This window comes from Bradyrhizobium sp. 138 (genome assembly GCF_023074075.1).
Lineage (GTDB): Bacteria > Pseudomonadota > Alphaproteobacteria > Rhizobiales > Xanthobacteraceae > Bradyrhizobium.
The window spans coordinates 53421-77601 of sequence record NZ_JADPKT010000015.1 but is presented as its reverse complement, the minus strand read 5'-3'; the positions used below and the strand labels follow the sequence as shown (position 1 = coordinate 77601).

The 24181-nt window shown below is 61.1% G+C and carries 25 protein-coding genes and 2 pseudogenes; 16 read left to right on the top strand and 11 right to left on the bottom strand.

Annotated elements, in window-relative coordinates:
* Positions 1-88: 88 nt before the first annotated feature.
* Positions 89-331 (top strand): annotated as a pseudogene (locus IVA79_RS08840) (ATP-binding protein); the annotation flags it as partial.
* 188 nt (positions 332-519) lie between these two features.
* On the opposite strand, the pseudogene IVA79_RS08835 reads toward IVA79_RS08840, so the two are convergent.
* The 6 genes and pseudogenes from IVA79_RS08835 to IVA79_RS08810 all read right to left on the bottom strand — a co-directional run bounded on the left by IVA79_RS08835 (position 520) and on the right by IVA79_RS08810 (position 5263).
* A pseudogene (locus IVA79_RS08835) lies at positions 520-1145 on the bottom strand (LysE family translocator).
* Between the two features lie 14 nt (positions 1146-1159).
* Entirely contained in the window at positions 1160-1789 is a 630-nt protein-coding gene (locus tag IVA79_RS08830) for an FMN-binding negative transcriptional regulator (protein ID WP_247551934.1), read from the bottom strand.
* 62 nt (positions 1790-1851) lie between these two features.
* Positions 1852-2343: an ester cyclase gene (locus IVA79_RS08825; RefSeq protein WP_247551930.1), complete on the bottom strand. Its 492-nt coding sequence runs from the start codon at positions 2341-2343 to the stop codon at positions 1852-1854.
* Between the two features lie 37 nt (positions 2344-2380).
* Complete coding sequence (locus tag IVA79_RS08820) at positions 2381-3472, bottom strand: aminotransferase class I/II-fold pyridoxal phosphate-dependent enzyme (RefSeq protein WP_346658163.1); 1092 nt, start codon at positions 3470-3472, stop codon at positions 2381-2383.
* 218 nt (positions 3473-3690) lie between these two features.
* Positions 3691-4674: an MDR family oxidoreductase gene (locus IVA79_RS08815; protein ID WP_247551928.1), complete on the bottom strand. Its 984-nt coding sequence runs from the start codon at positions 4672-4674 to the stop codon at positions 3691-3693.
* Between the two features lie 13 nt (positions 4675-4687).
* The gene (locus IVA79_RS08810; protein WP_247551926.1) at positions 4688-5263 is read right to left on the bottom strand and encodes a TetR/AcrR family transcriptional regulator; all 576 of its coding nucleotides are present in this window, start codon (positions 5261-5263) and stop codon (positions 4688-4690) included.
* Positions 5264-5596: 333 nt separating this feature from the next.
* On the opposite strand from IVA79_RS08810, the gene IVA79_RS08805 reads away from it, so the two are divergent.
* From IVA79_RS08805 to IVA79_RS08750, 13 genes are all read left to right on the top strand, one after another.
* A complete protein-coding gene (locus IVA79_RS08805) occupies positions 5597-6592 on the top strand; it encodes a tripartite tricarboxylate transporter substrate binding protein (protein ID WP_247551924.1) in 996 nt (331 codons plus the stop codon).
* 18 nt (positions 6593-6610) lie between these two features.
* Positions 6611-7789, top strand: coding sequence for an acyl-CoA dehydrogenase family protein (locus tag IVA79_RS08800; protein WP_247551922.1), 1179 nt, complete (start codon positions 6611-6613; stop codon positions 7787-7789).
* 20 nt (positions 7790-7809) lie between these two features.
* Positions 7810-8472 (top strand): 3-oxoacid CoA-transferase subunit A, encoded by a 663-nt coding sequence (locus tag IVA79_RS08795; RefSeq protein WP_247551919.1) that lies wholly within the window; start codon positions 7810-7812, stop codon positions 8470-8472.
* On the top strand, positions 8469-9146 hold the full coding sequence (locus tag IVA79_RS08790) for a 3-oxoacid CoA-transferase subunit B (RefSeq protein ID WP_247551917.1): 678 nt from the start codon (positions 8469-8471) through the stop codon (positions 9144-9146). Before IVA79_RS08795 ends, IVA79_RS08790 begins: the two co-directional genes overlap by 4 nt.
* Entirely contained in the window at positions 9143-10786 is a 1644-nt protein-coding gene (locus IVA79_RS08785; RefSeq protein WP_247551915.1) for a thiamine pyrophosphate-dependent enzyme, read from the top strand. Before IVA79_RS08790 ends, IVA79_RS08785 begins: the two co-directional genes overlap by 4 nt.
* 36 nt (positions 10787-10822) lie before the next feature.
* Positions 10823-11332 carry an MOSC domain-containing protein gene (locus IVA79_RS08780; RefSeq protein WP_247551913.1) on the top strand — a complete coding sequence of 170 codons (510 nt, stop codon included), beginning with the start codon at positions 10823-10825 and terminating at the stop codon, positions 11330-11332.
* Positions 11333-12283, top strand: a complete 951-nt coding sequence (locus IVA79_RS08775; RefSeq protein WP_247551910.1) for a PDR/VanB family oxidoreductase — start codon at positions 11333-11335, stop codon at positions 12281-12283. It abuts the gene before it with no gap.
* 36 nt (positions 12284-12319) lie between these two features.
* Positions 12320-12907, top strand: coding sequence for a helix-turn-helix domain-containing protein (locus IVA79_RS08770; protein ID WP_247551908.1), 588 nt, complete (start codon positions 12320-12322; stop codon positions 12905-12907).
* An 84-nt stretch (positions 12908-12991) separates the two neighbouring features.
* The gene (locus IVA79_RS36715) at positions 12992-13396 is read left to right on the top strand and encodes a tripartite tricarboxylate transporter permease (protein WP_346658162.1); all 405 of its coding nucleotides are present in this window, start codon (positions 12992-12994) and stop codon (positions 13394-13396) included.
* Positions 13397-13553: 157 nt separating this feature from the next.
* A complete protein-coding gene (locus IVA79_RS36705) occupies positions 13554-14306 on the top strand; it encodes a tripartite tricarboxylate transporter permease (RefSeq protein ID WP_253075255.1) in 753 nt (250 codons plus the stop codon).
* 93 nt (positions 14307-14399) lie between these two features.
* On the top strand, positions 14400-14558 hold the full coding sequence (locus IVA79_RS08760; protein ID WP_247551906.1) for a hypothetical protein: 159 nt from the start codon (positions 14400-14402) through the stop codon (positions 14556-14558).
* A 256-nt stretch (positions 14559-14814) separates the two neighbouring features.
* Entirely contained in the window at positions 14815-15594 is a 780-nt protein-coding gene (locus IVA79_RS08755; RefSeq protein WP_247551904.1) for a YggS family pyridoxal phosphate-dependent enzyme, read from the top strand.
* Positions 15595-15927: 333 nt separating this feature from the next.
* Positions 15928-16206, top strand: a complete 279-nt coding sequence (locus tag IVA79_RS08750) for a WGR domain-containing protein (RefSeq protein ID WP_346658164.1) — start codon at positions 15928-15930, stop codon at positions 16204-16206.
* Between the two features lie 382 nt (positions 16207-16588).
* On the opposite strand, the gene IVA79_RS08745 is transcribed toward IVA79_RS08750, so the two are convergent.
* The gene (locus IVA79_RS08745; RefSeq protein ID WP_247551902.1) at positions 16589-16813 is read right to left on the bottom strand and encodes a hypothetical protein; all 225 of its coding nucleotides are present in this window, start codon (positions 16811-16813) and stop codon (positions 16589-16591) included.
* Positions 16814-17355: 542 nt separating this feature from the next.
* Between IVA79_RS08745 and IVA79_RS08740 the strand changes: the two genes are divergently transcribed.
* Positions 17356-17592, top strand: coding sequence for a hypothetical protein (locus IVA79_RS08740; RefSeq protein WP_247551900.1), 237 nt, complete (start codon positions 17356-17358; stop codon positions 17590-17592).
* A gap of 2 nt (positions 17593-17594) precedes the next feature.
* On the opposite strand, the gene IVA79_RS08735 is transcribed toward IVA79_RS08740, so the two are convergent.
* The 4 genes from IVA79_RS08735 to IVA79_RS08720 form a co-directional block, all read right to left on the bottom strand.
* Positions 17595-17957 carry a biosynthetic peptidoglycan transglycosylase gene (locus tag IVA79_RS08735; RefSeq protein ID WP_256465560.1) on the bottom strand — a complete coding sequence of 121 codons (363 nt, stop codon included), beginning with the start codon at positions 17955-17957 and terminating at the stop codon, positions 17595-17597.
* A 1005-nt stretch (positions 17958-18962) separates the two neighbouring features.
* Positions 18963-20615, bottom strand: a complete 1653-nt coding sequence (locus IVA79_RS08730; RefSeq protein ID WP_247551896.1) for an IS66 family transposase — start codon at positions 20613-20615, stop codon at positions 18963-18965.
* Positions 20616-20661: 46 nt separating this feature from the next.
* Complete coding sequence (tnpB, locus tag IVA79_RS08725; protein WP_247551894.1) at positions 20662-21009, bottom strand: IS66 family insertion sequence element accessory protein TnpB; 348 nt, start codon at positions 21007-21009, stop codon at positions 20662-20664.
* Positions 21006-21407, bottom strand: coding sequence for a transposase (locus IVA79_RS08720; RefSeq protein WP_247551892.1), 402 nt, complete (start codon positions 21405-21407; stop codon positions 21006-21008). The genes tnpB and IVA79_RS08720 overlap by 4 nt, the downstream gene beginning before the upstream one ends.
* A gap of 747 nt (positions 21408-22154) precedes the next feature.
* Between IVA79_RS08720 and metC the strand changes: the two genes are divergently transcribed.
* Positions 22155-23381, top strand: a complete 1227-nt coding sequence (gene metC / locus IVA79_RS08715) for a cystathionine beta-lyase (protein WP_247551890.1) — start codon at positions 22155-22157, stop codon at positions 23379-23381.
* The last annotated feature ends 800 nt before the right edge of the window (positions 23382-24181 follow it).

Here is a 24181-nt window from a genome sequence, read left to right as displayed (position 1 = left end):
ACCTCAAGCCGGTGCCCGAACAGAAAATGATGCGGGTCAGTGATCGTGACGTGAGACACGACCCGCTCGAGAATAGGGGTACTCTGACGTGTTCGGTGACGCCAAAATGACCACCGCGCTGCTCGACCGATTGACCCATCACTGCGACATCGTCGAGACCGGCAACGATAGCTGGCGGTTCAAGAGCCGAGACGACGATCACGCCACCCGCGCTCGTCTCGCCTCCGCTATCCCGGCCAGCTCCGACGAGACGAGCGCTACCAGCAAAGCTCGCCGCGCAAAGGGGTCAAAATTGGACGCCGATGAGGGGTCAAATTTGCAAGCCGATTGACAGCGCTTCGGCGCTACATCGACGACCGCGCCGGTGGAAAGGTGAGTGTGACAGCAGGATAAGCCTACTTGCGCATTTGGCTGTAGTGTACCCCCGTTGGCCCATGGTCGATTGGGTCGGGCGCCTGATGTGTTGCTTGTTCTGATGGGATGACGACTGTCAGATCGACACTGCGACAAAGCGTTAGCCTAGCTTGCGCGACGCGCGATAAGAAGCGCGGCCCCGAGTCCGCACATCACGGCTCCAGAGGTCTGTCTCGTGCGCGCGATAAACGTCGGTCGCCCGGCGAGTCGATCCCTCGCTTTGGCCGCCCAACGGGTCACGATCAGATCTACGCCAGTGTTCAAGGCGACGGAAATCGTGCCGAGCACAACGAACTGCAGAGCCACGTTTACGCTCGTGTCGACGAACTGCGGAATAAAGGCAAGGAAGAACGCGGCCGTCTTTGGATTCAGTGCCTCCACGACGATGCCTTCGTGCAGTGCACGGCCAGCGCCGGTCGTCTGGACTTCGGCCGGCGCGGGGACTCGCGCTTCCTCCAAGTCTTGATGCCGAGCCAGATGAGATAGAGCGCGCCGGCGATCTTCAGCGCAGTGAACGCTTCCGCGCTCGCCATCACCAGGGCCGAGATGCCGATTGCGCCGGCGAGCACGTGTACGAAACCACCGAGACCCAAGCCGACGCTGGATGCTAATCCCTCGGTCCGGCCGCCAGCCAGCGTGCGGGCGACGATGTAGAAAATGCCCGGCCCCGGCGTGACCGCCACGATCGTGGCGACGGACAAGAACAGCGCGAACGTCTGAAGCTCGAACATCGTACCTCCGAAAGCTAGACAGGTACGGGAATTTGAGGGGCCGCGGCACGATCCGCAGGATTCTCGCTGGCCGCCAAGCCCGCCGCGACGCCGACGCGATCGGCCTCTGGACGGTTCTGGCTCATCTTGCGCTTGCCTTCGAAGCGCACCACGGGGATGCGGATCCCGACGATGCCGCGCAACTGGCCGGCAATGAAATCCGCGGGAGCGTCCGAGACGGCCCATGGCTTCGCACGCGCTGCTTCGTGCTTCCGCGTCAGGCGAGTCACCACGTCGAGCAGACGCTCTGGATCATGGAAGAACTCGGCCGGTCCGAACGCTTGCACAGCGACGTAGTTCCATGTGGGCACGACCTTGCCGGTCTCCTGCTTGGTCGCGTACCAGGAAGGCGTTACATAGGCGTCCGGACCCATGAAGATCGCGAGCGCGTTTCCGATCGGAGGAACCCGCCACTGCGGATTAGCCTTTGCCAAATGCCCGTAGATCACGCCTTGCTCGCTCTCGCTTTCGTCGAGAAACAGCGGAAGCGGCGTCGCAAGCGGGCCCTCGGCAGTCGCCGTTACCAGATTGGCCAAGCGGGCGTCGCGGATCGTCGCGCGGATGCTCTCGACGTCTTCGTCCTTGAAGGCGGGAGGCGTGTACATGGCTTGTCTCCATTTCGGATCAAAGGTGGTGGCCGCTCGGCGCGAGCGATCATGGACCAGGGCTACTTGTCCGTTGTGAACTCCGGCTTGCTAGTCGCATCCGGCGCGAGACGACCGATCAGTCCGTGGATGTCGCCCAAGACCCACAGATCGCTCACCTTGTCGCCTCGAAACGTGAAGATCGGCGCACCGTACCACCACACGTGATGTCCGGTGGGCGCATGGCCGAACATTGGCTTCCGATGGATGCCGTGGAAGCGCAGCTTCCCCGAGACCGCATTGCCCTCCTCCAGGAGATCGAGGATATCAGACGTGTAGTTTTCCAGGGAGTCTGTCACCCATCTGACGTAGTCCGCGAACTGATCGAAGCCGACGAGGACAGGACCGAGGGAGCCCCGGAAGGTGAACCCGGGCTGAAATATTTCGGGGATTAGAGCAACGTCCGCATTGTCCCACATGTCCTTGTAGAACTTTCGGACGACCTCCTTCTGCGGGCTTAGAGTAATCCGAGCAAAGTCCATGGCGGTCTCGAGTCCTGGCGGCGGGGAAATCATGTTTGGCCTCTCCTTGACGAACGCGCATTGCGGCGAGCTAAAGACGGTTTAGGGACTGCTCGAGGTCGCCGAGCAAATCTGCCTCGTCTTCCAGACCAACCGACAGGCGAATCAGGTCATCTCCGACTCCCCTTTGAAGGCGCGCTTCGGGACGAACGGCGCGCCGGGCATGAACCAGGCTCGCGGGATGCATGATGAGCGTTTCAGCGTCTCCGAGACTGACGGCAAGCGTAATGAGCTTGAGGTAGTCGAGAAAACAGCGGGCAGCATCAAAACCACCACGAAGACCAAAGGACAGCATTCCGGATCCCGCTGACATTTGTCTCTTTGCGATTGCATGCCGCGGATGGGACGGCAGAAATGGATAATTCACCCACTCTACGGCCGAGTGGGCGTCGAGCATGCGCGCAATCGCGAGTGCGTTGGACCCGTGACGGTCCATCCGGAGAGGAAGTGTCTTGATCCCGCGCAAAATCAGAGACGAAACCATCGGCGAAATGACGGCACCGGTGATGTAGCGCAAGCCGCGATCACGTATTTTTTCGATCAGCTCGCTCCGTCCCAGGAGAGCCCCTCCGAGAACGTCTCCATGCCCGCTCATATATTTGGTAAGGGAGTGGAGCACGATGTCCGCCCATTGGAGAGGCCTCTGCAGGGCCGGAGATGCGAATGTGCCATCGACGATGACCAGGAGACCGGCCTGCCGAGCACATTGCGCAATGGCTTCGATGTCGAGCACGTCTCCTGTGGGATTGACCGGCGTCTCAAAGTAGACGGATCTACTGCGAGATGTGAGAACAGCATCCAGATTGGCGGGATCACTGAGATCGACAGGGATGGTCTTTATGCCGAAGCGAGGCAAGCCCTGTTCCGTCATGGTCGTCGTATTCGAATACAGGGTCCGATGGACGATGAGTTCGTCATCTTGGGATAGGAGCGAAAGAACCAAGGCACCGAACGCGGCCATTCCCGAGGCCAGTACGACGGCGTCTTCGGCACCCTCCAAGTTTGCCAAGCGGGATTCCAGCAATGCGGTCGTCGGATTGAACTCCCGCCCATACAGTTTGCCCCCCAATGCGGCCACCGCATCCAATTCGGCGACGCTGTCGAAGGCGAACGTCGACGTCATATGAATGGGATGGGATGGGATACCGCGCGAGAGTGATGGGCAGGGTCATACCCATGGTGGATCGCTCGCGTCGAGAACCCGAACCCAGGTCCATCCAATGCAATTCGTTCCGAAGCAGCCATATTGGGGATCTCCCATGTTTGCGCGAGCGGTCATCGCCTTTGGGTTTGCTTCGAGGCACGACCGCCACATCGCATCGCTCTACTTTTCGGTCGATGTCATCTATTGACGTTGACGATCGTGCGCCCGCGCACTTGGCCACTCACCAGGCGGCCAGCCGCGGCGACGACGTCGTTCAGACCGATCTCGACCGCCGTCTTCTCCAGATCGGCTTCGGTTAGCAAGGAAGCGAGACGGTCCCAGGCTTCGACGCGTTCTACCTTCGGGCGGGTCACGCTGTTGATGCCGAACAGCGCCACGCCGCGCAGGATGAAGGGGGCGACGCTTGCGGGAAAATCCAAATCTTGCGCCATGCCGCACGCGGCAACCGCTCCGTCCGCTTTGATTCCGGCGCAAACATTGGCGAGGGTATGGCTACCTACCGAGTCGATGGCGGCGATCCATCGCTCCTTCTGCAGCGGCTTGCCCGGCTGCGACAATTGTGACCGGTCGATGATCTCGGCAGCGCCCAGGCTCTTGAGATAGGGCTCCTCGGCCGGACGGCCGGTCGAAGCCACGACGCGGAAACCGAGCTTGTGGAGAAGCATGATCGCGATGCTGCCGACGCCTCCGCCGGCGCCGGTCACCAGTACGTCGCCCGCGCCGGGACGGATGCCATACTTCTCGAGGGCTACAACCGACAGCATGGCGGTATACCCCGCGGTTCCGATGATCATCGCGCGGCGGGAAGGCATTGAAGGCGGCAGCTTGATCAACCAGTCGGCCTTGACCTTTGCTCGCTGCGCGAGGCCGCCCCAATGTTGTTCGCCGACACCCCAGCCGTTGAGAACTACTCGGTCCCCCGGCGCGAAGGTCGGGACGGAGCTCGACGAGACCACGCCAGCGAAGTCGATCCCGGGCGCCAGCGGGAAGGATCTCACGATCGGGCCCTTGCCGGTAATCGCGAGGCCGTCCTTGTAGTTCAGCGTGCTGAACTCGACGTCGACGGTCACCTCACCGTCGGGCAGGCGGCTGTCCGGCAATTCGGCGACGTCGGCGCGATATCCCCGCTCGTCCTTCTCGATCAACACGGCTTTGAACAACTTGAACTCCTCTTCACGATTTTCTTCTGGACTTGGCCTTCGGCTCGTCCGGACGCGGCAGGCCGGCGACGAAACCGGCGATGAAGGTATCGAGCGGGAGGCCGTTCTTGACGAGGCGCGCCCGCATCACGGCTCCCTCCCAGCCGATCCAGAAGAACTCGGCCAAGGCATCGCAGTCCGCTGCGTCTCCGATCTCGCCGGCGTCGCGCGCGAGTTCCAGGCAACGCGCCACCTTCCGCTGCCAGCCCTTGATGATTCCGTCCAAAGCGGACCTGTAATCGTCGGGCAGCGCCTCGACCTCCTGGCTGAGGTTTCCGACGAGGCAGCCGCGCGTATAGCCGTATTTCGCCATGCCCGCTTTGGCATCTTCGACGAAAGCTCGCATACGCGCCAACGGCGCAAGCCTTCCGTCGTTCAGGGTGCGGTCCAGCTTGTGTCGGAAGAAGGAGTCGTAGGCCCTCATGATTTCGCGGCCGTAGTCGGCCTTGCTTTCGAAGTAGTGGTAGAACGAGCCCTTCGGCACGGTGGCACGGCGCAACAGCGCGTCCAGGCCCGTAGCTGCGAAACCTTGCTGGGTCATCACCTCCATTCCGCAACGGATCAGAACGTCACGGGTCGGCGCATAGCCGACGTTGTGTCGGCCCTGCACGTTTAGCTGGAGGTGATTGTCTGCAGATTTCGCCATTTGTGTCCTTATTAGACCGATCGTCTAGAACACAACCAGTCTAGTTTGGCAACCCTGGAACTCGGCTGCCGGACGGCAAAGTTGGACCAAATGTTGCTGTAAACCGCATGATGCACGCTTTTTTCGCAGCGTTTGCCGAGTCATTGTGCGCCTCCAAGTCGGGTCACGCTAGTTTCACACTTGACACAAAGTGTCCTTGGCTTGAAGGTGGATCGTCCTTCGAGGGGGAGATGCTGCATGTTTCGATCATTCCGAAGAGCCGCGTCGATTGCCGCCGGCGCCGCCATTTTTTGTCTCGGCTTGTTTGTTGAGCCGGTCGAGGCCGCCGATGCCTATCCCTCAACCACGATCAAGCTGGTCGTCGGATTCCCGGCTGGAGGCCCGACTGACATCATTGGCCGCGTCATCGGCCGTCTGCTCTCGAAAGAGTTGAACCAGACCGTCATCATCGAGAACAACGGTGGTGCCGGCGGAATGATCGCCGCGTCAAACGTCTCCCGCGCGAAGCCCGACGGGTACACGCTTCTCGTCGCGGTGGAGTCATCGAATACTCGCGCCAAGGCACTCTATGCGTCCGTGCGGTACGATCAGCAGAATGGCTTCACCTACCTTCGCAAGGTCGCGAAGCAGCGGAATCTGCTCGTCGTGAGCCCGAAATTTCCTGTGGCCAGCGTTCCGGAACTCGTCGCCTATCTGAAGGCGCACCCTGGAGAAGTAAACTTCGGCGGTACGTTCGGGGCGACGTCCCATGTCGGCGGCACGCTGTTCGACATGGCCTATGATACGAAGATGACGTTCATCAATTATTCGGGCGGCAATCAACCGATCGTCGATTGCATGTCGGGCATCCTGCAGGTGGGCTTCTTTACCGAAGCCACGATCGGTCAGCAGGTCAAGGCCGGCACCCTCAAGGCGCTCGCGGTGACGTCGGTCGAGCGGTCACCGGCCTTCCCGGATCTGCCGACGATCGAACAGGCGGGCGGCAAGCCTATCGATATCTCCCCATGGTTCGGGATCGCGGGTCCGCCGGGCCTACCGGCCGAAGTCGTCGCCAAGATTGGCGCCGCCCTCGACAAGGCTTCGAGCGATCCGGAGTTCCTGAAGCAGTTGGAGACGATCGGCGCAACTCCGATCGCTGGTTCGACGGTGGAGACCTTCACGGCCGACGTCGGAAAGGAAGAAGCCTACTGGAATCAGTGGGCCAAGGACATCGGAGCGCCGCTTCAGAAGTAGCTCGCCGAAGGATCTTCTATGGACTTCTATCACCAGTACGACGCTCAACTTTCCGCCGACGAGCGTGATCACGTGGCGAAGGCGCGGGCGTTCTGTGCTGGTGCCTTTTCCGCGAGCGTCTTCGCCGCGCACATGACGGGCGAGGCGTTTCCGGAAAAGTGGATCGCCGAGTGGGCGGCGCTCGGCATGCTGGGACTTCAGGCCAAGCGTGCTCACGGTGGACTGGAAGCGTCGTACCTGTGCAAGATTCGCGTGGCGCAGGAGATGGCGCGTCACGGCTTCGCAGCGGCGTTCTGCCTGAACCATCACCAAGGCGGAGCGACGCGTCTTTCCCAGACCGGTACGCCGGTCCAGATCGAGCGTCTCCTGCAGCCCGCGCTGCGCGGCGAGCTACTTCTGACGACAGCCATGACCGAGCCGGCCGGCGGCAGCGATGTCTCCGCCCTTACCACGACGGCCGTTCCGGTCGACGGCGGCTGGGCTCTGAGCGGCACCAAAGCGTGGATGACCGACGGCCTGCTGGTGGGTGGTCTCATCGTCCTGGCCCGCGTCGGAGACGCTGCCGGGGCGGGTGACATCGCCAGCTTTTACGTGCCTTTCGGCGAGGCCGAGACGGTGAAGCGGACCGAGATCGTTGTTCCCGGAGCGCGTTCCTTCCGTCTGGCCGAAGTGGCTTTCGACGCTCACTTCATTCCCGAGTGGTGTCTGATTGCAGCGCCGGGCGCCGCGCTCAAAGCTTCGATGGCATCGGTCAACGCGGCCCGCGTTCACGTGGCCGCCATGTGCGTGGCGACTCTGCATGCGGCGCTGTGCGAGGCGGTGGACTACTGCGAAGGCCGGCAGGCCTTCGGAAAGCCGCTGATTGGACATCAGGGCCTGCGCTGGGAGCTGGCGGAGGTGTCGGTCCGGCTCGAGGCCGCCAACGCGCTCGTCTTCCGCGCCGCCGAGCAGATCCAGATCGGGGGAAATCCGGTCGCGTTGGCTGCGCAAGCGAAGAAGTTCGCTGTCGACACTGCGCTTTGGGGCATCGATCAGTGCGTTCGAATCGTGGGCGCGACGGGCGCCGGCGCGGCCCACCGCCTGAACATGCATTTCGCCGAGGTCCGGATGGCGGCCTACGCCGACGGCACCAACGAGATGCTGCTCGACCGGGTCGGCCGCGGCCTGTCCGCGACGTACCCCAAATTCATCCCGTAGCAAACACGGCGGACGAAACGATGCGCAACGTAGTGGTTGAAGACGCGGCGGCGGCCGTGGAGGGCATCAAGGACGGCGACACCGTCATGATGGGCGGGTTCGGCGGAGCGGGTCTTCCGCTCGGAGTGGTCAAGGCGGTGCTCGACCGCGGCGTCCGCGACCTGACGCTGATATCGAACAACGCCGGCTCGACGGAGGACGATCTGTCGCTGTGGTTTGAAGCCAGGATCGTTCGCAAGATCGTCTGCTCCTATCCGCGCAGCGCTAAGCACTTCGCCGAACAATATCGTGCCGGCACGGTCGAGCTCGAACTCGTTCCGCAGGGCACGTTGGTGGAGCGCATCCGGGCGGGCGGCGCCGGTCTTGGCGGCTTCCTTTCTCCCGTCGGCGTCGGAACGGTATTCGCTGACGGCAAGGAGAAGATCGTCGTCGACGGACGCGAATTCATTCTTGAGCTACCGCTTCATGCAGATTTCGCTTTCGTCAAAGGTCATCTCGCCGACACGCTCGGCAACGTCACCTACAACAAGACGGCGCGCAACCACTGCGCGGTCATGGCAACCGCGGGCCGGACGGTCGCCGTGGAAGTCGACCGCGTGGTCAACGTCGGCGATTTGGATCCGGAAGCCATAGTCACGCCATGCATCTTCGTCGATCGCGTTTTCGCAAGGAGCTCCCGATGACCCCGCTTTCACGTGACGCGCTGGCGCGCATGGTCGCATTGCATCTTCCCGAGCAAGGATTTGTGAACCTCGGCATCGGCGCTCCGACGCATGTGGCCGATTACCTTCCGGCCGGTTCGGGCGTGATCCTTCACAGTGAGAACGGCATCCTCAACGTGGGCCCAAAGCCCGCAGCCGGCGAGGAGGACTGGGATCTCATCAACGCCGGAAAGATGCCGATTTCCCTGCGGAGCGGCGGTTCCTACTTCGACTCCAGCCTCTCATTCGCGATGATGCGAGGCGGTCATCTCGACGTCGCCGTGCTCGGCGCGTTTCAGGTGTCCAAGAACGGTGATCTCGCCAACTGGACGACCGGTGACAACGGGTCTCCGCCCGGTATCGGCGGAGCCATTGATCTGGCGGTCGGCGCCAAGTCGATCTGGGTAATGATGGACCACGTCACCAAGGATGGCCGCTCCCGCATCGTGGAGCGATGTGGATATCCGCTCACGGCGCGCGGAGTGGTGACCCGCATCTTCACCAACCTCTGCATCATCGACGTAACCGAGGATGGCCTGGCCGTTCGGGCCCTACTCGACGGCCTCGCGATCGAGGCGCTGCGAGATCGGACGGAGGCGCCACTGCGCGTCATGGGCGATCCCCTGACCATCAGGCAGGACGGGAGCGTCGCATGACCTATCGCGTCGCGGAACTCGTCGCGGACTGTCTCGTCGCGCACGGGGTGGACAGGGCCTTCGGCGTACCGGGAGAAAGCTTTCTGGCGCTGCTGGACGCGCTGCGCGACCGCAACGATTTCGATCTGGTGACCTGCCGGCACGAAGGAAGCGCGAGCCTCGCGGCGGTCGCGGACGCCAAACTCACGGGGCACGCAGGCGTCGTGATGACAAGCCGTGGTCCGGGCGCCTTCAACGCAGCGCTTGGGCTGCACGTGGCCGCCCAGGAGGCGATTCCGCTGGTAATGCTGGTCGGTCAAGTCGATCGTCCGAACCTCGCAAGGGACGCGGTGCAGGAGATCGACTGTGGCCGATCTTTCGACGGCGTGCTGAAGTGGTCGGTGCGTCTGAACTCGGCAGATCTCGTTCCAGAGATGATGGCCCGCGCGTTCGCCGTGGCCCATGCGGGAACGCCCGGTCCCGTCGCCATCGAACTGCCGGAAGATCTCCTCGAGGACACGGCCGAGGGATTTGCGGCCACAGCCAACGGAGCCGTGCGTCCGGAGCCGGGCGCTACGGCCGTTGAACAGGCGAGGACGGCGTTGACGGCAGCGGAGCGGCCGATCCTGCTGGTCGGCGGCGAATGCCGGACGGCATCGTTCCGCAAAGATCTGGTCGCGTTCTCCGAGAAATGGAACGTGCCGGTCGTCACTATGAACAAGATGCAGGACCAATTCCCGAACTCTCACCCGCTGTGGGCCGGTCAGTTCGGGTTCTTCACGTCTCAGCCTCATGTGAAACTGCTCGAATGCGCCGACCTCGTCGTTGCCGTCGGAACACGTCTGGGCGATCTGTCCTCGCTTGGCTTCGCATTTCCGAGACAGGCCGAGCCGCGCCAGCCGCTGGTCCACGTCTATCCGGATCCCGATGCAATCGGAAAGCGCGTCCGGACCGACGTCGCGGTCGTATCCGGATCGCACGCGTTCGTGTCGGCCATGCTCGCTGCGCCCGCGACGGCGCGGGCCCGCACCGAGTGGCTCCACGCGGCTGCCGCGGCGCGGACGGCCACGCATGGTTGGCCTCGGTTCGGCGTACCATCGGCCGACGTCTTCGGTCACGCGCTGGTGGCCATCGCCGCGCACTTCAGGCCCGATGGCATCGTCACGACCGACTCCGGCAATTTCGCCGGATGGGTCCATCGCATCTTCAGCCTCGAGCCGACCGCGCGGCTGCTCGGCTCGGCTTGCGGGGCGATGGGCAGCGGAGTCCCGTCCGGGCTCGCCGCAAGCCTTCGTTTTCCGGAGCGGCAAGTGGTCGCCTTCTGCGGAGACGGCGGCTTCCTGATGACGGGCAATGAGCTTGCGACGGCAGTCGCCAGAGGCGCGAACCTCACGATCGTCGTGTCCAATAACCAGTCCTACGGGACCATCCGGTCGCACCAGGAGCGGGCCTTTCCCGATCGTCCGTACGGCACCGATCTTTCGAATCCCGACTTTGCCGCTTTGGCGCGCGCCTTCGGCGCGACCGGTTTTGTCATCGAGGACGTGGAACGTGCCCCGGGGATCGTCGCGGAGGCGATGACGACCAAAGGACCGGTCGTCATCGAGGTGCGATCGGACGTGCGCCAGACGCTCGACAAATCGCTCGCCGCCTCACGTTGAAACCAGTTCGGGATTGACGCCCAAGGAGAAAACACGATGGACGCGATCGCAATCGATGAGCCCGAGGTCACGATGTCTTGGCAGGGCGTCGTTCGCTTCTTGCACAAGACCCCGCGCGCCTTTTTGCCGATGCGCTCGTTTCCCTCGCTCGAGCTCGTCGCTGGACGCGGTATCGAGGGCGATCGATATTTCGTCGGCCAGGAAACCGGCTTCTACTCCCACAAGCCGGAGGAGGGACGGCAGGTCACGCTGTTCGAGATGGAGACGCTCGAGGCCCTGCAACGCGACCACAAGATCGAGTTGCTGCCCGAGGAACATCGCCGGAACGTGACCGTCGAAGGCGTCCCGCTGAATCATCTCGTCGGCCGTCGCTTCCGGCTCGGAGAAGCGATTGTCGAGGCGACCCGCCTTTCGACGCCGTGCCGGCACATCGAGGAGATACTCGGCAAGGCGGTCTTCGATCCGTTGATCAACCGGTCGGGGCTGAACTGCAAGATCATCGCCGGGGGCACGCTACAGGTCGGCGACGCCGTGAGGCCGATCTAGATGGCGAAGGCGATCAAGACGGTCTCCACCGTTGTCTCGAAGGTCGAGGATCTCGGCAACGACACAAAGCGCTTCACGCTGGTTGACCAGGACGATTGGGAACTGCCGCCATTCCGACCCGGGGCGCACATCGATGTCCATCTGGGGAATGGTCTCGTCCGGACCTATTCGCTTTGCAACGAGCCGGACGACGATCGGCGCTACGTGATCGCGGTGAAGCGCGAACCCGAAGGCCGCGGCGGCTCGAACTTCATGCACAACCATGTGGAAGTGGGACAGCCGATTTCGGTCTCGCTGCCGCGCGGCGGGATCGCACTGGACCAGGTGGGATCGAACGTGTTCCTCGCGGGAGGCATCGGCGTAACCCCGTTCATCTCCGCAATTCGGCATCTCGAGCGCCGAGGGCGCTCGAACTACGTGCTGCACTGGACCAGCCGCGGACGACCGGTCCTGACTGACATGATCGCGCCGGCCATCGAAGCAGGCCGTGTCCGCCTGTACGACACGAACGCGCAGGCCAAGCCCGTCATCGCCGCGATTTTCGAGGAATTCGCCGGATCTGGTCTGGCGGCCTGCTGCGGACCCGCAGCGATGTTGAAGACCTTCGGAGATGCCGTTTCGGCCTGGCCGGAAGAGCGCAAACACATAGAGATGTTCACCCCGCCGAAGGTCATTGCCCGAAGCGACGTGCCTCCCTACGAACTCTATCTGTCGGCGAGCAACAAGCTGGCGACTGTCACGCCAGATGTTGGCCTTCTCGGAACTCTGGACGCGCTCGGCGTCGACGTACCCGTGTCCTGCGGCGGCGGCATCTGTGGTGCCTGCCGCACGCGCTGGACCGAGGGGCCTCCCATCCATCGCGATCGCGTGCTTTCGCCTGCTGAGCGGCAGAATGAGCTCATCGTCTGTGTGGGCGATTGCGCCGGACAAAGACTGGTGCTGGACCTGTGATCGGACGGGGGTCCCGTTCCACGGTTTGAATTGTCGATGGTTTGGTGCGAGATCGATGCAGGCAATAACTTCGAAAAAGAGCCGAGCGCAATGACACTCAACCTCAAATTCCTCCGCGTGCAGAGCGGCATGACGCTGGAGCAGCTTGCCGCCGATTCCGGTCTGACCCGTAGCTATCTTTCCAAGCTGGAACGCGGGCTCTCCTCTCCGTCGATAGGCTCCGCGCTCAAGATCGCCGAGGCGCTCGGAACGACCTTAGACCGCTTCTACGGCCAGCCGGACGACCACGACCCGATCACGATTGTCCGCGCGAAGAACGGGAAGGCTGGCGACGTGGACACGCACCTGTCGCTAGTCGCCGGACTGGCTCCCGAACGCACGATGCGCGCCTTTATCGTGCGGCCGACCAAGACGGCGAAACGCGGTCGCATCATGAGTCACCACGAAGGTGAGGAAATCCTGTTCATCCTCACCGGCCGGATCGAGCTCGTCATCGGAAAGCGCAAGGAGACATTGAATCCGGGCGATTGCATCCAGTTCGACTCCACGATTCCGCACAAGCTGACGCAGGTGTCTTCCGAACCGGCGTCGGCGCTCGTCGTGATAGCGACCAAAACCGCATAGAGGTGCCGAGATGCCGATCATGCTGCAAAAGAAGGACTTCTACGCCGGGCTGCTCATGGTGCTGCTGGGCCTGTTCTAGGAATCGTGGGAACGGATGTCGAGACCGGCTCGGAGCGCTTCACGTTCGGCATCCCGAATCTCCTTGACGGCATCGAACTCGTCGGACTCGCTCTCGGTCTATTTGGTATCGCCGAGTTCATGAAGAGCGTGAACCAATACTCCGAGGTGAACACGCGCTATTCGAACGTCGGCCTGCGCGATCTGCGCCCATCGCGCGATGAGCTCCGCCGCTCGATCCCCGCGACGTTGCGCGGCAACATCATTAGGAGCCTTTGCTCGCTCATTCCCGGAACGGGACCAACGATCGCTTCCTTTATCTCCTACGCGGCTGAGAAAAAGGTTTCGAAAACGCCAGAGGAGTTCGGCACCGGCATGATTGAAGGCGTCGCCTGTCCGAAGGCATCGAACGCATTCGTCCGTGCAGGGTGACTTCATCCCGACTATGAGCGTCGAGTCCCGGGGATGCTGTCATGGCTCTGATTCTGGGTGCGCTGATGATCCAGGGCATCGTGCCCGGTCCCCAACTGATCAAAGAGCACCCCACATCTTCTGGGGCCTGATCGCGAGCTTCTGGGTCGGCAACATCATGCTGGTCCTGCTCAATGTCTCGCTGATCGGGCTCTGGGTGAAGCTCCTGATGATTCCCTACAAATATCTCTATCCAAGTGCGGTGTTCTTCGTCGCGATCGGCGTTTACTCGACCAACAACGACATGTTCCAGGTCGGCGAGACCGTCGTCGTCGGGTTGACCGGCTATCTGCTGCTGTTGCTCGATTTCCACCCGGCCTCCATCCTGCTCGGCTTCGTCCTGGGGCCACGCGTCGAAGAGAACTTCCGCCGTTCGCTGCTGGTCTCGCGCGGTGACGCCATGATTTTCGTCGAGCGGCCGATCAGCGCGTTCTTTCTGTTCCTTTGCTTGACGCTTTTGGCGGCACAGGTCTACGTGCGCCTGCGCAAGCCGAAGGCCCTTGCGGCGCTCGACGTCGCGGACGGGAACGGCGTCGCGACCGCCCGCCCGCGGAGTGAGCTTTTAGTCGTTCAAGGGCCGATCGCTTCGCGGACCAGTAAAGATGAGAGACGGTCCAGGCAACAAGAGCTCCAAGCCAAGAAGTATTTCGACGAATGCGCCACCCGCGAGATGACGCAGAATCCGCACGCCAGCAAACGCACGGTGCAGGGTAGCCTCGCCCACCCTTGGCGGATACTGGCCATGCGTGCGCGTTCGGCTGGCTTTCTGGCGGAGCGACGATCTGCGGGCTTGTCGGTGACGTCGCCGTACGATCTAGTCGGGTGTCACGCCATGGGCTCGCTGGGATCGAATTGTCGGATTGCCTCGTAGACGAGGCCGCAGTGCTCTTTCCTCCGGGCGACGGCTTCAAACGTGCCATGACCGGTGTCGACGTCGCCCGAACGCTCGTCGCAGCCCTGTGGAATGATTGAGGCCTTGCTCGATCGCGCGCTGGCGGCCGAACGACCGACGACATGGGTCACCGCCTTTGGTTCGAAAACCATCGATTTTCAGGGCTGCAATGGCTGCTGGCGGACGTCGCGACGGATCTTCACGCCGCGCGGCTGTTGTTCTCTGCTGTAGCATCCAAGCTCGATCGCGGTGAGCGCGCTAGCGTTGACGCCGCCCACGCAAAAAGTTCGTCACGAGAGCCGCAATGAACGGCATCATACAGTATATGCAATCGATTGGCGCGAGAGCACTTTGACCCAGATGCCGATAGCGCGTCATGTGACCGCGGCAAAGACGGCCCAATATCTGGACGGAACGATCGAAATTCAGTATGTCGTGATCTCTCGCTCACTGAGGAGTCGAGTGAGGGACCAGCAGGAAGCGGACGATGTCAGAAATAGAGAACGAGAGGTTCACGAATGATCCGCGCTCGCTTTTTCGCTCCAATCTCGATGAACTTGAACAACGGATAAAGACGGCTTGCGTGCGGGCAGGCCGTCGCCGCTCGGAACTTCGTCTGTTGCCCGTTAGCAAGACGGTGCCAACCGCCGTCATCCGTATCGCGTCCGAACTCGGCCTCTCTAACTTCGGGGAAAACAAGGTTCAGGAAGCCGAGGGCAAGGCTCGAGATCTCGCTGATCTGTCGCTGAACTGGAGTATCATCGGCCACCTCCAGACAAACAAAGTGAATTCGATGATCAAATTCGCCAGCGAGTTTCACGCGCTGGACAGCATACGATTGGCCGATGCGCTCCAGGCCCGGCTCGGCGCCGAAGGTAGACGTCTCGACGTATTCGTCCAGGTCAACACCTCCGGTGAGGTGAGCAAATACGGTCTCTCGCCAAACGAAGTGGGCGACTTTGTGCGTCGGCTTCCCGACTATCCGGCCCTGATTCCTCGCGGCTTTATGACTCTCGCAATCTTCAGTGGTGACGCCGACAAGGTTCGCGGGTGTTTCAAGTTGCTGCGGCAGTTGCGAGACGCGCTACGCGACAGGGTATCGTCGCGACTTGACCTGCTCTCTATGGGTATGACAAGCGACTTCGAGATGGCAATCGAAGAGGGGGCTGACGTCATTAGAGTTGGCCAGGGCATTTTTGGGCCGCGACCGACGAAAGACGGACACTACTGGCCCGGGCTCCTTAGAGGGAACGAAGGATCGTCTTAATGCATGGTGCTTCGCGCGGCAAAAATCGCGAGCGCGGCCTCCCTTGAAGCGGTCCGCCGCTCCATGAGCAGAATCCGAGCCACAATGGGTGCGACGCCTATCAATCCGGAGATGGCAGCCCGGTAAGGGAAGCCCGCTTGCGGGGCTTCAGCGCAGCCGTAAGCTGGGTCCCACAGGGGCGACGCCAATTCTCGCTCTTTGCGCGGCTGGAAAATAGAGGAAATTTCCTGAAATTCGGTGAACGCGCCGCATTCGTTTGCTCGCTGGCATGAAATTTTTGATTCGTTCGTCCTGATCGATTCAGTAGTTTATTTGGACGGCCGTTTCGGTAGCATGCGATTCTGGCACATGTCCGGACTCACGGTGCAATACCTCGTGCTTGAACCTTGCGATCCGGCCCGGAACATGGCCCGTTTCTATGTGCTCACGATCGAGCCACCCCTGTTTGGCGACACTGCATTGTTGCGGGAATGGGGTCGTCTCGGCCAGCGGCCGCCGGCGCCTCGATGTGTTCGTTGGGCCCCGGGTGCAGGGCCGCCGAGGCGCTCGAGGCTTGGCTCGTGCGTAAAGCCCGTCGTGGCGACTTCCGGCGAAGCCCCACAGCTGCAGTGAGCGGTTCCGTCCACCGCAACACCAAAGTCGCCAGCAAAGCTGCAGCTTATGCGAATCAAGTCATACGCGGACGCTCGAGCCTGCGTTTCAAGCTACTGATGGACAGCTTGCTTCTCAGAAGGATTTTGAGCGGTAACACCGTCGTCGTTTGCGTGCAGTACGGCCGCGGACATTTCCGCGGACCTTCACGTCGATGCCGGCGTCCCTGGCGGTCTTCTCGACCGGTGCGGTGCCGCCGAGAACGATCAAGTCCGCCAGCGAGACCTTCTTCACGCCGGACGAGGCATTGAACTCGTTCTGGCCACTCCCATATCTGGGCGGTGTGGCGTCTCCGATCGTTGTTCATTCCCGAATAACACATGGTGATCCCAGGCGGCGCTATTCAAAGGCAGACGCGGCCGCGGATCACGCGGGTGAACTCGCTCCAGCACTTGAGCATGTTGTCCATCGCCTTAGCCTCCATCACCTTCGCCGCTGACGCCAACGTCTTCTCGATGATCCGCGCCTTATCATCTTGCCACCAGCGCCGCCGCCACTCCAACCCTTCCAACAGCTCGACCCGGCCGCCTGACGAGCTCAATGCGAGACCTAAGGTCAGCAGCTTCACGGCATAAGTTGCAAACAGGCTTGCCTTCTTCGGCCGCTATTGATCAACGCTCTGCCCTCTTGCCTAACCACCCGAATGCCTCCTCATTGAGAAATGGCAAGGCTTTCTCATCAGAGTAGTAGGTGCTCGCTTCAGGTTGTTGCCGCATGCTTTCACCATCTCGCCGGACACCATTCATAAAGATAGGACGCGTGCAGCAATGAAAGACTTTGCTCAATTCCTCGCACGTCTCGCGCTGCCGTCAACTGCATGAGGACGCTGCCGCCCAAACGGTATTAATGTTTCGATCGGATAATACGACTTCAACGAGTACGTCTCGATTTCGTCAGCATCTGCACCAATCAGGGCTTCATCATTCGCCTCGTCGGTGTGCTCATGTTGAGCGATGGATGGGCCGTCCAGCGGGCACGCAACATACCGGGAAACCGTCGCCCCGTTCAGCGAGGATCTGACGATCAGCCTCCCTGCTATCGCCAGGCAACCGGCCGGCTCTTTCCGATGAATCGCGGTCCGCCAGTTACATTACGGGGTGCGATACCAATTTGCAGTCAATCAGCCGTGCTACCCTCCACTTCTTGGCGGCAGTGGCAATCATCTTCCGCGAGATCACGCTCATCTCGATTTCTTCAATTCGGCAACGCGTCCTGATGCATGAAGATCAGGCGCGCCAGATGTTGCTTTGCCGCGAACAGCTGATCATTAGTGATGAGCCCGGTCTCGACGAGGGTGTCCAGAACCAACTTTGCACGCGCATTCGGAAGAGCAACATGCGAAGGTAGATCTAGTGTGGCGCATTTATCAGGCCGGCAAGCAGGGCTGATTCGCCAAGTTCGATATCCTGAACCTGCTTGTGGAAATAACTTTGCGCAGCTTCACTGACGCCGAAGATGCCGCGTCCGATCTGCACACGGTTTAGGTAGACCTTCAGGATTTCATCCTTGCTGAGCCGCCATTCGAGCCAAATTGCGACAAGCGCCTCCTGAATCTTGACCTCCAAATTGCGTTCATCTGAGGGGAATAGAATCTTCGCAACCTGGTGGGTAATGCATGAGCGCACGGCCTTTGTGCCCGGGCCGGCATGCAATGAGAGCGCGATCGCGGTAAGGTCAATGCCGAAATGGCTATAGAAGCGGCGATCCCCCAGTTGCCAGCGTCGCCTTGACTAGGACGTCCGGAAGCTCCTTCACTGAAATCGAGCTGTACGTCGCGCAAGCGCTGGTCAGACCCGTGCGGCATTCCGGCAGACAGAGTGTGGGATCGGCGCCCTTGCTGCATTCCTGATCACTTGTTTTTCTGAAAAAGCGGGGTTTGCCACGATCATTGATAGTATGAGGCTGATGAGCCCGAATGTTAAGGCCTCCGAAAGCGGATCGACGATCGTACAGCGCAAAGATCGGCGAACAAGCCTCGCACCGCGCATAAGCTTCGTTAGCATGCAGTCAATCAAATAGACACGCCTGGCTCCAGCCATCATACGATCCTGGATTGGGGTTCTTCTTCGCGGTATAGTCTGACTCGCTCGCGTTTCAAATTATTTGAACTTAGCGCGTCGAAACGCGTGCCGCTTGCGGCACGCCGCTCCGTTCGACGTCCCCGCCGAAGAAACGCATCTGTCGTAGTTCTGGAGCCGCGACACGGCGCAGCACGACGTAAGAACTCGCGCATCAGCTGCACCTTGCCGAGGGGCCGGCAGCGAATTCTGCAGGTGAGAAGAGATCCCAGGCGCGTGAATTGTTTAGCCCTCGCGGGCTATTGTCGAGCGCTTCTGATCCGCAAGATCTGGTTCTGGTTGCCAGCAGGCGGGTTGCTCGAGCGAGTTGCGCGACGGCGCGTGACTGCTGCAGCTCTCTGCGGAGCGGGCCGTAGCCATATGTAGCCGCGCGCGCTCTCGTCGGCTGCGAAAACGCCGAGTGCGGACGCCGTAGCTGGCCCCACCGGCCACAATCGAAAGGACAATAAGAGCTGCCACCATCATCTCAAGCGCGCCTCGCAGATCCTCAATGTGCCGCGCCGGCACCTTGAGCCCGGAATGTGTCTCGGTTCGAAGAATCGAACCGCTAGTTAGTACAACTGTACGCATACGACGAAGACCGCCTGATTGACGCATACGCGCGGGCACAGCGAGCTCTACGATGGCGTTGCTTGAAGATCAGGCGGCCTGCTGATCGGCGGGCTTGTCGGCTTGGCGCAGGAGCTTCCATTCCCAGGGCAGCAGTTCGTGCAGACGCGATGCGGGAAGATCTGCGATACGGGCGAGGACGTCGGCGAGCCAGGCCTTGGGATCGACGTCGTTGAGGCGACAGGTCGTGATCATCGTCAGCATGATGGCGGCACGGTCGGCGCCACGCTGGCTGCCGGCGAAGGTCCAGTTGCGCCTTCCCAAGGCGATGCCTCTCAATGCGCGCTCGGCACAATTATTGGTCAAGCAGATCCTGCCATCGTCGAGGAAGCGGGCGAAGTCATCCCAGCGCCTGAGCATGTAGTTGATCGGCTTCAGGACCTCGGAGGAGCGCGAGAGGTTTTCGCGCTCACGCAGCAACCAGACGTGCATGTCCTCGAGAAGCGGCTTGCTCTTTTCCTGGCGCACGGCGCGCCGCTCGTCGGCGCCGCGGCCGTTGATGGCGCGCTCGATCTCGAACAACCCATCGAGGCGTTTGACCGCCTCCAGCGCGATCGGAGAGATTGGTTTGCCCTTCTTACCTTCCCGAGCATTTTTCTCGATGTCAGCCAGCTCGAAGAAGCCCCGCCGCGCATGGGCAAAGCAAAACGCCGGCGTAATCGGCAGCACCTTCCTCTGCGGGTCGAACAGCGGCTCGAAGCCGTTGTAGCAATCGGCTTGCAGGATACCGGCGAAGGCGGCCAGATGCGTCTGGGGGTGCTCGCCCCGTCGGTCGCTCGAGGCGTAATAAACCGCCGCCGGCGGCGCAGGCCCGGCGAAGGGCCGGTCATCCCGCACATAAGTCCAGATCCGCCCGGTCGTGCACTTGCCCTTCGCCAGGATACGGATGGTGGTGTCGTCGCCATGAAGGCGCTCGGCAGCGAGCACATGGCCTTCGATCAAATGGAAGAGCGGCATGACGGCGAAGGTCCCGTGGCCGACCTGGTCGGCCAGCGTCGACAACGGCAGGTCGATCCCCTCGCACTTGAAGCGCACACTCTGGCGGTTGAGCGGGATATGCATGCCGAACTTGTCGAACAGGATCGTCGCCAGCAATTGCGGGCCGATGAAGCCGCGCGGCGTGGTATGGAACGGCGCGGGCGGCTGGCTGATCTTCTCGCAATCGCGGCAGGTGAACTTCTCGCGTACCGTCTCGATCAGCTTGAAGCGGCGCGGGATCTCCTCCAGCGTCTTGGTCACATCCTCACCGATCTTCGCCAGCCGCGATCCACCGCAGCAGGCACAGGTCGTTGGAGCCTCAATGACGACGCGCTCGCGTTCGATGTCATCCGGCCACGGTTTGCGCACCGGCCGCTTGCGCATGAAGGGGCGGACGTTCTGCGTCTTCGCCGCTGCGGCCTGCGCGGCAAGCTCATCCTCGCTCGCCGTGGTGACGAGTTCTTCGAGCTCCAACTCCAGCTGCTCGAGCAGCCGTGCCGTGCGCTCGGAGCGCTGCCCGTACAGTTCGCGTTTAAGCTTCTCGATCCGCAGCTCGAGATGCGCGATCAGTGCCTCGTTGTCCGACAGCTCCGCCCGCGCACTGGCAGCCACCGCCTCAGCTTGCAGCCGCGCCTCACGCTCGGCCTGCAGCGCCGCCAGGGCACTCGCAAGGTCCGATGGAAGATCGTCCGGCTCCGATATCATGGAGCCATTGAATCAGATCGAGCAGCAGATTCAAACTGTAAAACGACTATCCGACCCGCGTCGGACGCTGGGTTTCTTGAGGGGTGCGCCAATCAATTCCGGACAACAGGTAGCTCAACTGCGCCGGGGAGATCGTTACCGATTCACCGGCAACCGATGGCCAGATGAACCTTCCTCTCTCGAGTCTTTTGGTAAACAGGCATGCTCCCTGGCCATCGTGCCAGATCATCTTCACAAGATCGCTGCGGCGACCGCGGAAGACGAACAGATGACCGCTGAGCGGGTCTTTGCGCAGCACCTCCTGCACTTGGAGTGCCAACGACGGAAAGCCTCTGCGCATATCCGTGTAGCCTGTCGCGAGCCACACCCGCGCACCCGTCGGAACCGGGATCATCGGCGCACCAGAGCATCGAGAACGCGACGCAGCGCATCTCCATCAACGTCGCCATCGACCCGGATGCGGTGTCCGCTACCAAGATCGATCTCGATGATGCCCTGGCTCTTCCGTCGACGCGCCGGCGCCGTCGTCAATGGCGCTTCGGCCACATCCCGCGGCGGCCCAGACGGCTCAATCTCGACCGGCACGAATGGCGCTATACTCGTTTCACCGTGCTTGCAAAGCTCTTTGCGCCACCTGAACAGCTGGCTCACATGAAGGCCGGCCATGCGAGCCACCTCGGAAACAGTGGCTCCGGGCACGAGCGATGCTGCAACTAGCCGTTCCTTCTCATCCTGCGACCACCGCCGCCGCCGCTCGACCGATGTGATCACCTCTGCCCGCGAAATCGTCATAGCGCTTCTCCTAGGATTACCCCTAGGACCTGCAGCGCTCGCGTCCGTCAAACAAGGCGGCCCTCAACGGAGGAATACGTACAACTTGACGCTAGGTACGATTCAAGTCTGCCAAGGGCCAGCTCTCGATTCAGTCAGATGTCGGTTCTTATTGGTTGTGATAATTCAGCGTAGTGGGGCTTGTGAAAATCTCTTGCACCACGAGCTTGCATGACGGCGGCGTAACGATCGCAACCGTGGCTTAGATGGCGCAAATCATGCTCCGCGCTTCGCTATAAGCGGTGCAGCAACTAGGCCTTCGTTGGGAAGCTGCAAAAACAAACGGCAGCGCGCGAGTTCATAGAAGTGCAATTGTCAACCCACATCAAGATCGTCCCGATTTAGCTGATTTGGCGAGGAGCCCACATGCAGCGTCTTTTGTCCGACAAGAAATCCGCCTGGTGGACGAGGCATCCGACCAGTCCGGCTTAATCCGCCTGCAGCGACAGCCGGCGCGTCTGGCCCGCCCTTTGCTGTAGTGATGGACCCACTGTAGAGCTGAATGAAGCTGACAACCGATTTTCGGGGAGCTCGGTCCGGCGCGGTCTCACTGTGCGGTCGACAGCGCTTTCGATCGGGGAAGAGAGCTGTTCCAAGGTTGGGATACGATCCAGAGTTCTCGAGTTGTCGCGCCTGAGACGAGTTGCAGAGTTATAGTAGTGGGCTTTCGCCGCGCATTTAAGCGACGCGATCCCAGATAGGAGAGGTATGGATCGCATCGCTTGGGATAAAATCTTGCCAGAGCCCAACACGCAATTGTCTCATCTCGGTCGCGCGCCCGCTAAACACGCCGGGATGGTCAATGTTCCTGTCTATCGAGGTTCCACGATCGTTTCGGAAACCCTCGAAGAGTGGGATAGGCGCAAGCAGAATCCAGTGACGAACTACGGACGATTCGGCTCACCGTTGTCTCGTGCTCTCGAGGCTGCCATTTGTGAACTGGAGGGCGGGTATCGTTCGATCTTGTTCCCTTCGGGGCTCTCTGCGTGCTCCCACGCACTTCTCGGGATCCTGAAGGCCGGGGATCATGTTTTGATCTGCGATAACGTCTATGAACCGGTGAGGATGTTCGCGAACCAGGTTCTAACTAGATTTGGGGTCAAGGTGGAGTACTTCCATCCCACTCAGCCTTCGGATCTACTCGCGAAGATTGGGACAAAAACGCGAGCTGTGTACCTGGAATCCCCGGGGTCCATGACGTTTGAGGTACAGGATCTGCCCGCGCTGTGCGCGATCGCACATCAATCGGGTGCGCTCGTGCTCATGGACAATACTTGGGCGACGCCGCTCTATTTCAAACCCTTTCTCCATGGCGTCGACATCTCGATCCATGCCGCGACCAAGTATATCGTTGGTCATTCCGACGCCCTTCTTGGCATTGCTACCGCTAACAAAGAAGCGTGGCCGCTCCTGCAGCAAAGCGCTCATCATTTCGGGGAGATTGCTGGGCCAGATGACATCTATTTAGCTCTTCGTGGACTGCGCACACTAGCCGTTCGCATGAGGCAGCATTACGAAAATGGCCTCAAGCTGGCTCAAAGCCTGGAAGACCACCCGGCAGTGGGCCGGGTTCTACACCCTGCGCTCCAAAACCATCCTGGCTACAATATTTGGAAGCGGGATTTCTTGGGTGCAAGTGGCCTATTCGGCGTCGTTCTGAAGCCTATCTCCAAGGCCCAGCTTTCGGTTTTCTTCCAGAAACTGCGCCTTTTTGGAATCGGATTGTCGTGGGGTGGGTACGAAAGCCTTGTGCTGCCTGTCGATGGTCCTCAGCGAACGGAAGCAACGGTTTCATTTGATGGACCATTGATTCGTATTCACGCCGGCATCGAGGGACCGAGTGATCTCATTGCGGACATGCATCAGGCGCTGCAAGCCGCCTGCGAACACTGCGTGAGCGACGCTGCTTACCAGGATGAGAGCAGAGACGGGTGATTTCAAGGGCAGTATTGACGGCGCGGAGCAGACCGATAAAAGCGACGCTTGGGGGCGCTATGCTTACCGCACAACGAGCCACTATCGTCGCGAGATCACGCCCGAACTCGTCTCCGCCCGAAACGCGGCAACTGGAATCCCAGCAGAGGTCAGTACTGCAGACGGTCGCGAGTTCTGGGCATGTTGGCCGAGCGGACCGATGATCTACCATTTGTAAAGCGGATTTATGGCCGTGCATCTCCGAGGTGGAGCACCAGCCCCGTGCAGGAAGACCATGCGCACGGCTTCTATCTGTCAATGTGCGTGAGCAGGACGCCCATGATGGGCGGTCAGTTGAATGTCATTTAAGCCGCAGGTGCCATTGCCGTATTCGGATGATTCGCTCGCCCAAACATGTCCGGGTGCTTTTGAACACGAGCGCTTGGCAATACGCGATCGCGCAACCGGGGATCTCCAGCGTTGCGTTCGGTAAGGCGCGACCGCCATGGCAGACCGGTATCGCAGCGGATGCATGCCATTTCTGCGTCTAATTACCTTTGCGCCCTATGACGCGGGCGCTGGGCCTAGCTAGCTCGGCTGGCGCCCGAGGCAGAGGCGGGAGGCTGACCAACGCGTAAACGATCGTTCGCGTACTTGCCGATGCAAGATATATTCTTCAGCTAGCGCGAACAAGGTTGTCTCTCTTGCGACGAATGTCCGAATTCTAACAGTGAACGTTGCGTGCCCAGTTCTCCAGCACTCGTGCTTTTGCGGCACTGCTCCTGGCGCGTCAGCTGGTACGACATTTGCTGGACGCTTCA

Excerpts from the sequence above, each read along its gene's own strand:
- IVA79_RS36705 (WP_253075255.1), top strand. The coding sequence starts at position 13,554 with ATGCTGGTCCTGCTCAATGTCTCGCTGATCGGGCTCTGGGTGAAGCTC.
- IVA79_RS08750 (WP_346658164.1), top strand. The coding sequence starts at position 15,928 with ATGCGATTCTGGCACATGTCCGGACTCACGGTGCAATACCTCGTGCTT.
- IVA79_RS08770 (WP_247551908.1), top strand. The coding sequence starts at position 12,320 with ATGGTTTGGTGCGAGATCGATGCAGGCAATAACTTCGAAAAAGAGCCG.
- IVA79_RS08785 (WP_247551915.1), top strand. The coding sequence starts at position 9,143 with ATGACCTATCGCGTCGCGGAACTCGTCGCGGACTGTCTCGTCGCGCAC.
- IVA79_RS08790 (WP_247551917.1), top strand. The coding sequence starts at position 8,469 with ATGACCCCGCTTTCACGTGACGCGCTGGCGCGCATGGTCGCATTGCAT.
- IVA79_RS08805 (WP_247551924.1), top strand. The coding sequence starts at position 5,597 with ATGTTTCGATCATTCCGAAGAGCCGCGTCGATTGCCGCCGGCGCCGCC.
- IVA79_RS08755 (WP_247551904.1), top strand. The coding sequence starts at position 14,815 with ATGTCAGAAATAGAGAACGAGAGGTTCACGAATGATCCGCGCTCGCTT.
- IVA79_RS08830 (WP_247551934.1), bottom strand. The coding sequence starts at position 1,789 with ATGTACACGCCTCCCGCCTTCAAGGACGAAGACGTCGAGAGCATCCGC.
- IVA79_RS08825 (WP_247551930.1), bottom strand. The coding sequence starts at position 2,343 with ATGATTTCCCCGCCGCCAGGACTCGAGACCGCCATGGACTTTGCTCGG.
- IVA79_RS08720 (WP_247551892.1), bottom strand. The coding sequence starts at position 21,407 with ATGACGATTTCGCGGGCAGAGGTGATCACATCGGTCGAGCGGCGGCGG.
- IVA79_RS08810 (WP_247551926.1), bottom strand. The coding sequence starts at position 5,263 with ATGGAGGTGATGACCCAGCAAGGTTTCGCAGCTACGGGCCTGGACGCG.
- IVA79_RS08760 (WP_247551906.1), top strand. The coding sequence starts at position 14,400 with ATGATTGAGGCCTTGCTCGATCGCGCGCTGGCGGCCGAACGACCGACG.
- metC (WP_247551890.1), top strand. The coding sequence starts at position 22,155 with ATGGATCGCATCGCTTGGGATAAAATCTTGCCAGAGCCCAACACGCAA.
- IVA79_RS08775 (WP_247551910.1), top strand. The coding sequence starts at position 11,333 with ATGGCGAAGGCGATCAAGACGGTCTCCACCGTTGTCTCGAAGGTCGAG.
- IVA79_RS08730 (WP_247551896.1), bottom strand. The coding sequence starts at position 20,615 with ATGATATCGGAGCCGGACGATCTTCCATCGGACCTTGCGAGTGCCCTG.
- IVA79_RS08795 (WP_247551919.1), top strand. The coding sequence starts at position 7,810 with ATGCGCAACGTAGTGGTTGAAGACGCGGCGGCGGCCGTGGAGGGCATC.
- IVA79_RS08800 (WP_247551922.1), top strand. The coding sequence starts at position 6,611 with ATGGACTTCTATCACCAGTACGACGCTCAACTTTCCGCCGACGAGCGT.
- IVA79_RS08820 (WP_346658163.1), bottom strand. The coding sequence starts at position 3,472 with ATGACGTCGACGTTCGCCTTCGACAGCGTCGCCGAATTGGATGCGGTG.
- IVA79_RS08780 (WP_247551913.1), top strand. The coding sequence starts at position 10,823 with ATGGACGCGATCGCAATCGATGAGCCCGAGGTCACGATGTCTTGGCAG.
- tnpB (WP_247551894.1), bottom strand. The coding sequence starts at position 21,009 with ATGATCCCGGTTCCGACGGGTGCGCGGGTGTGGCTCGCGACAGGCTAC.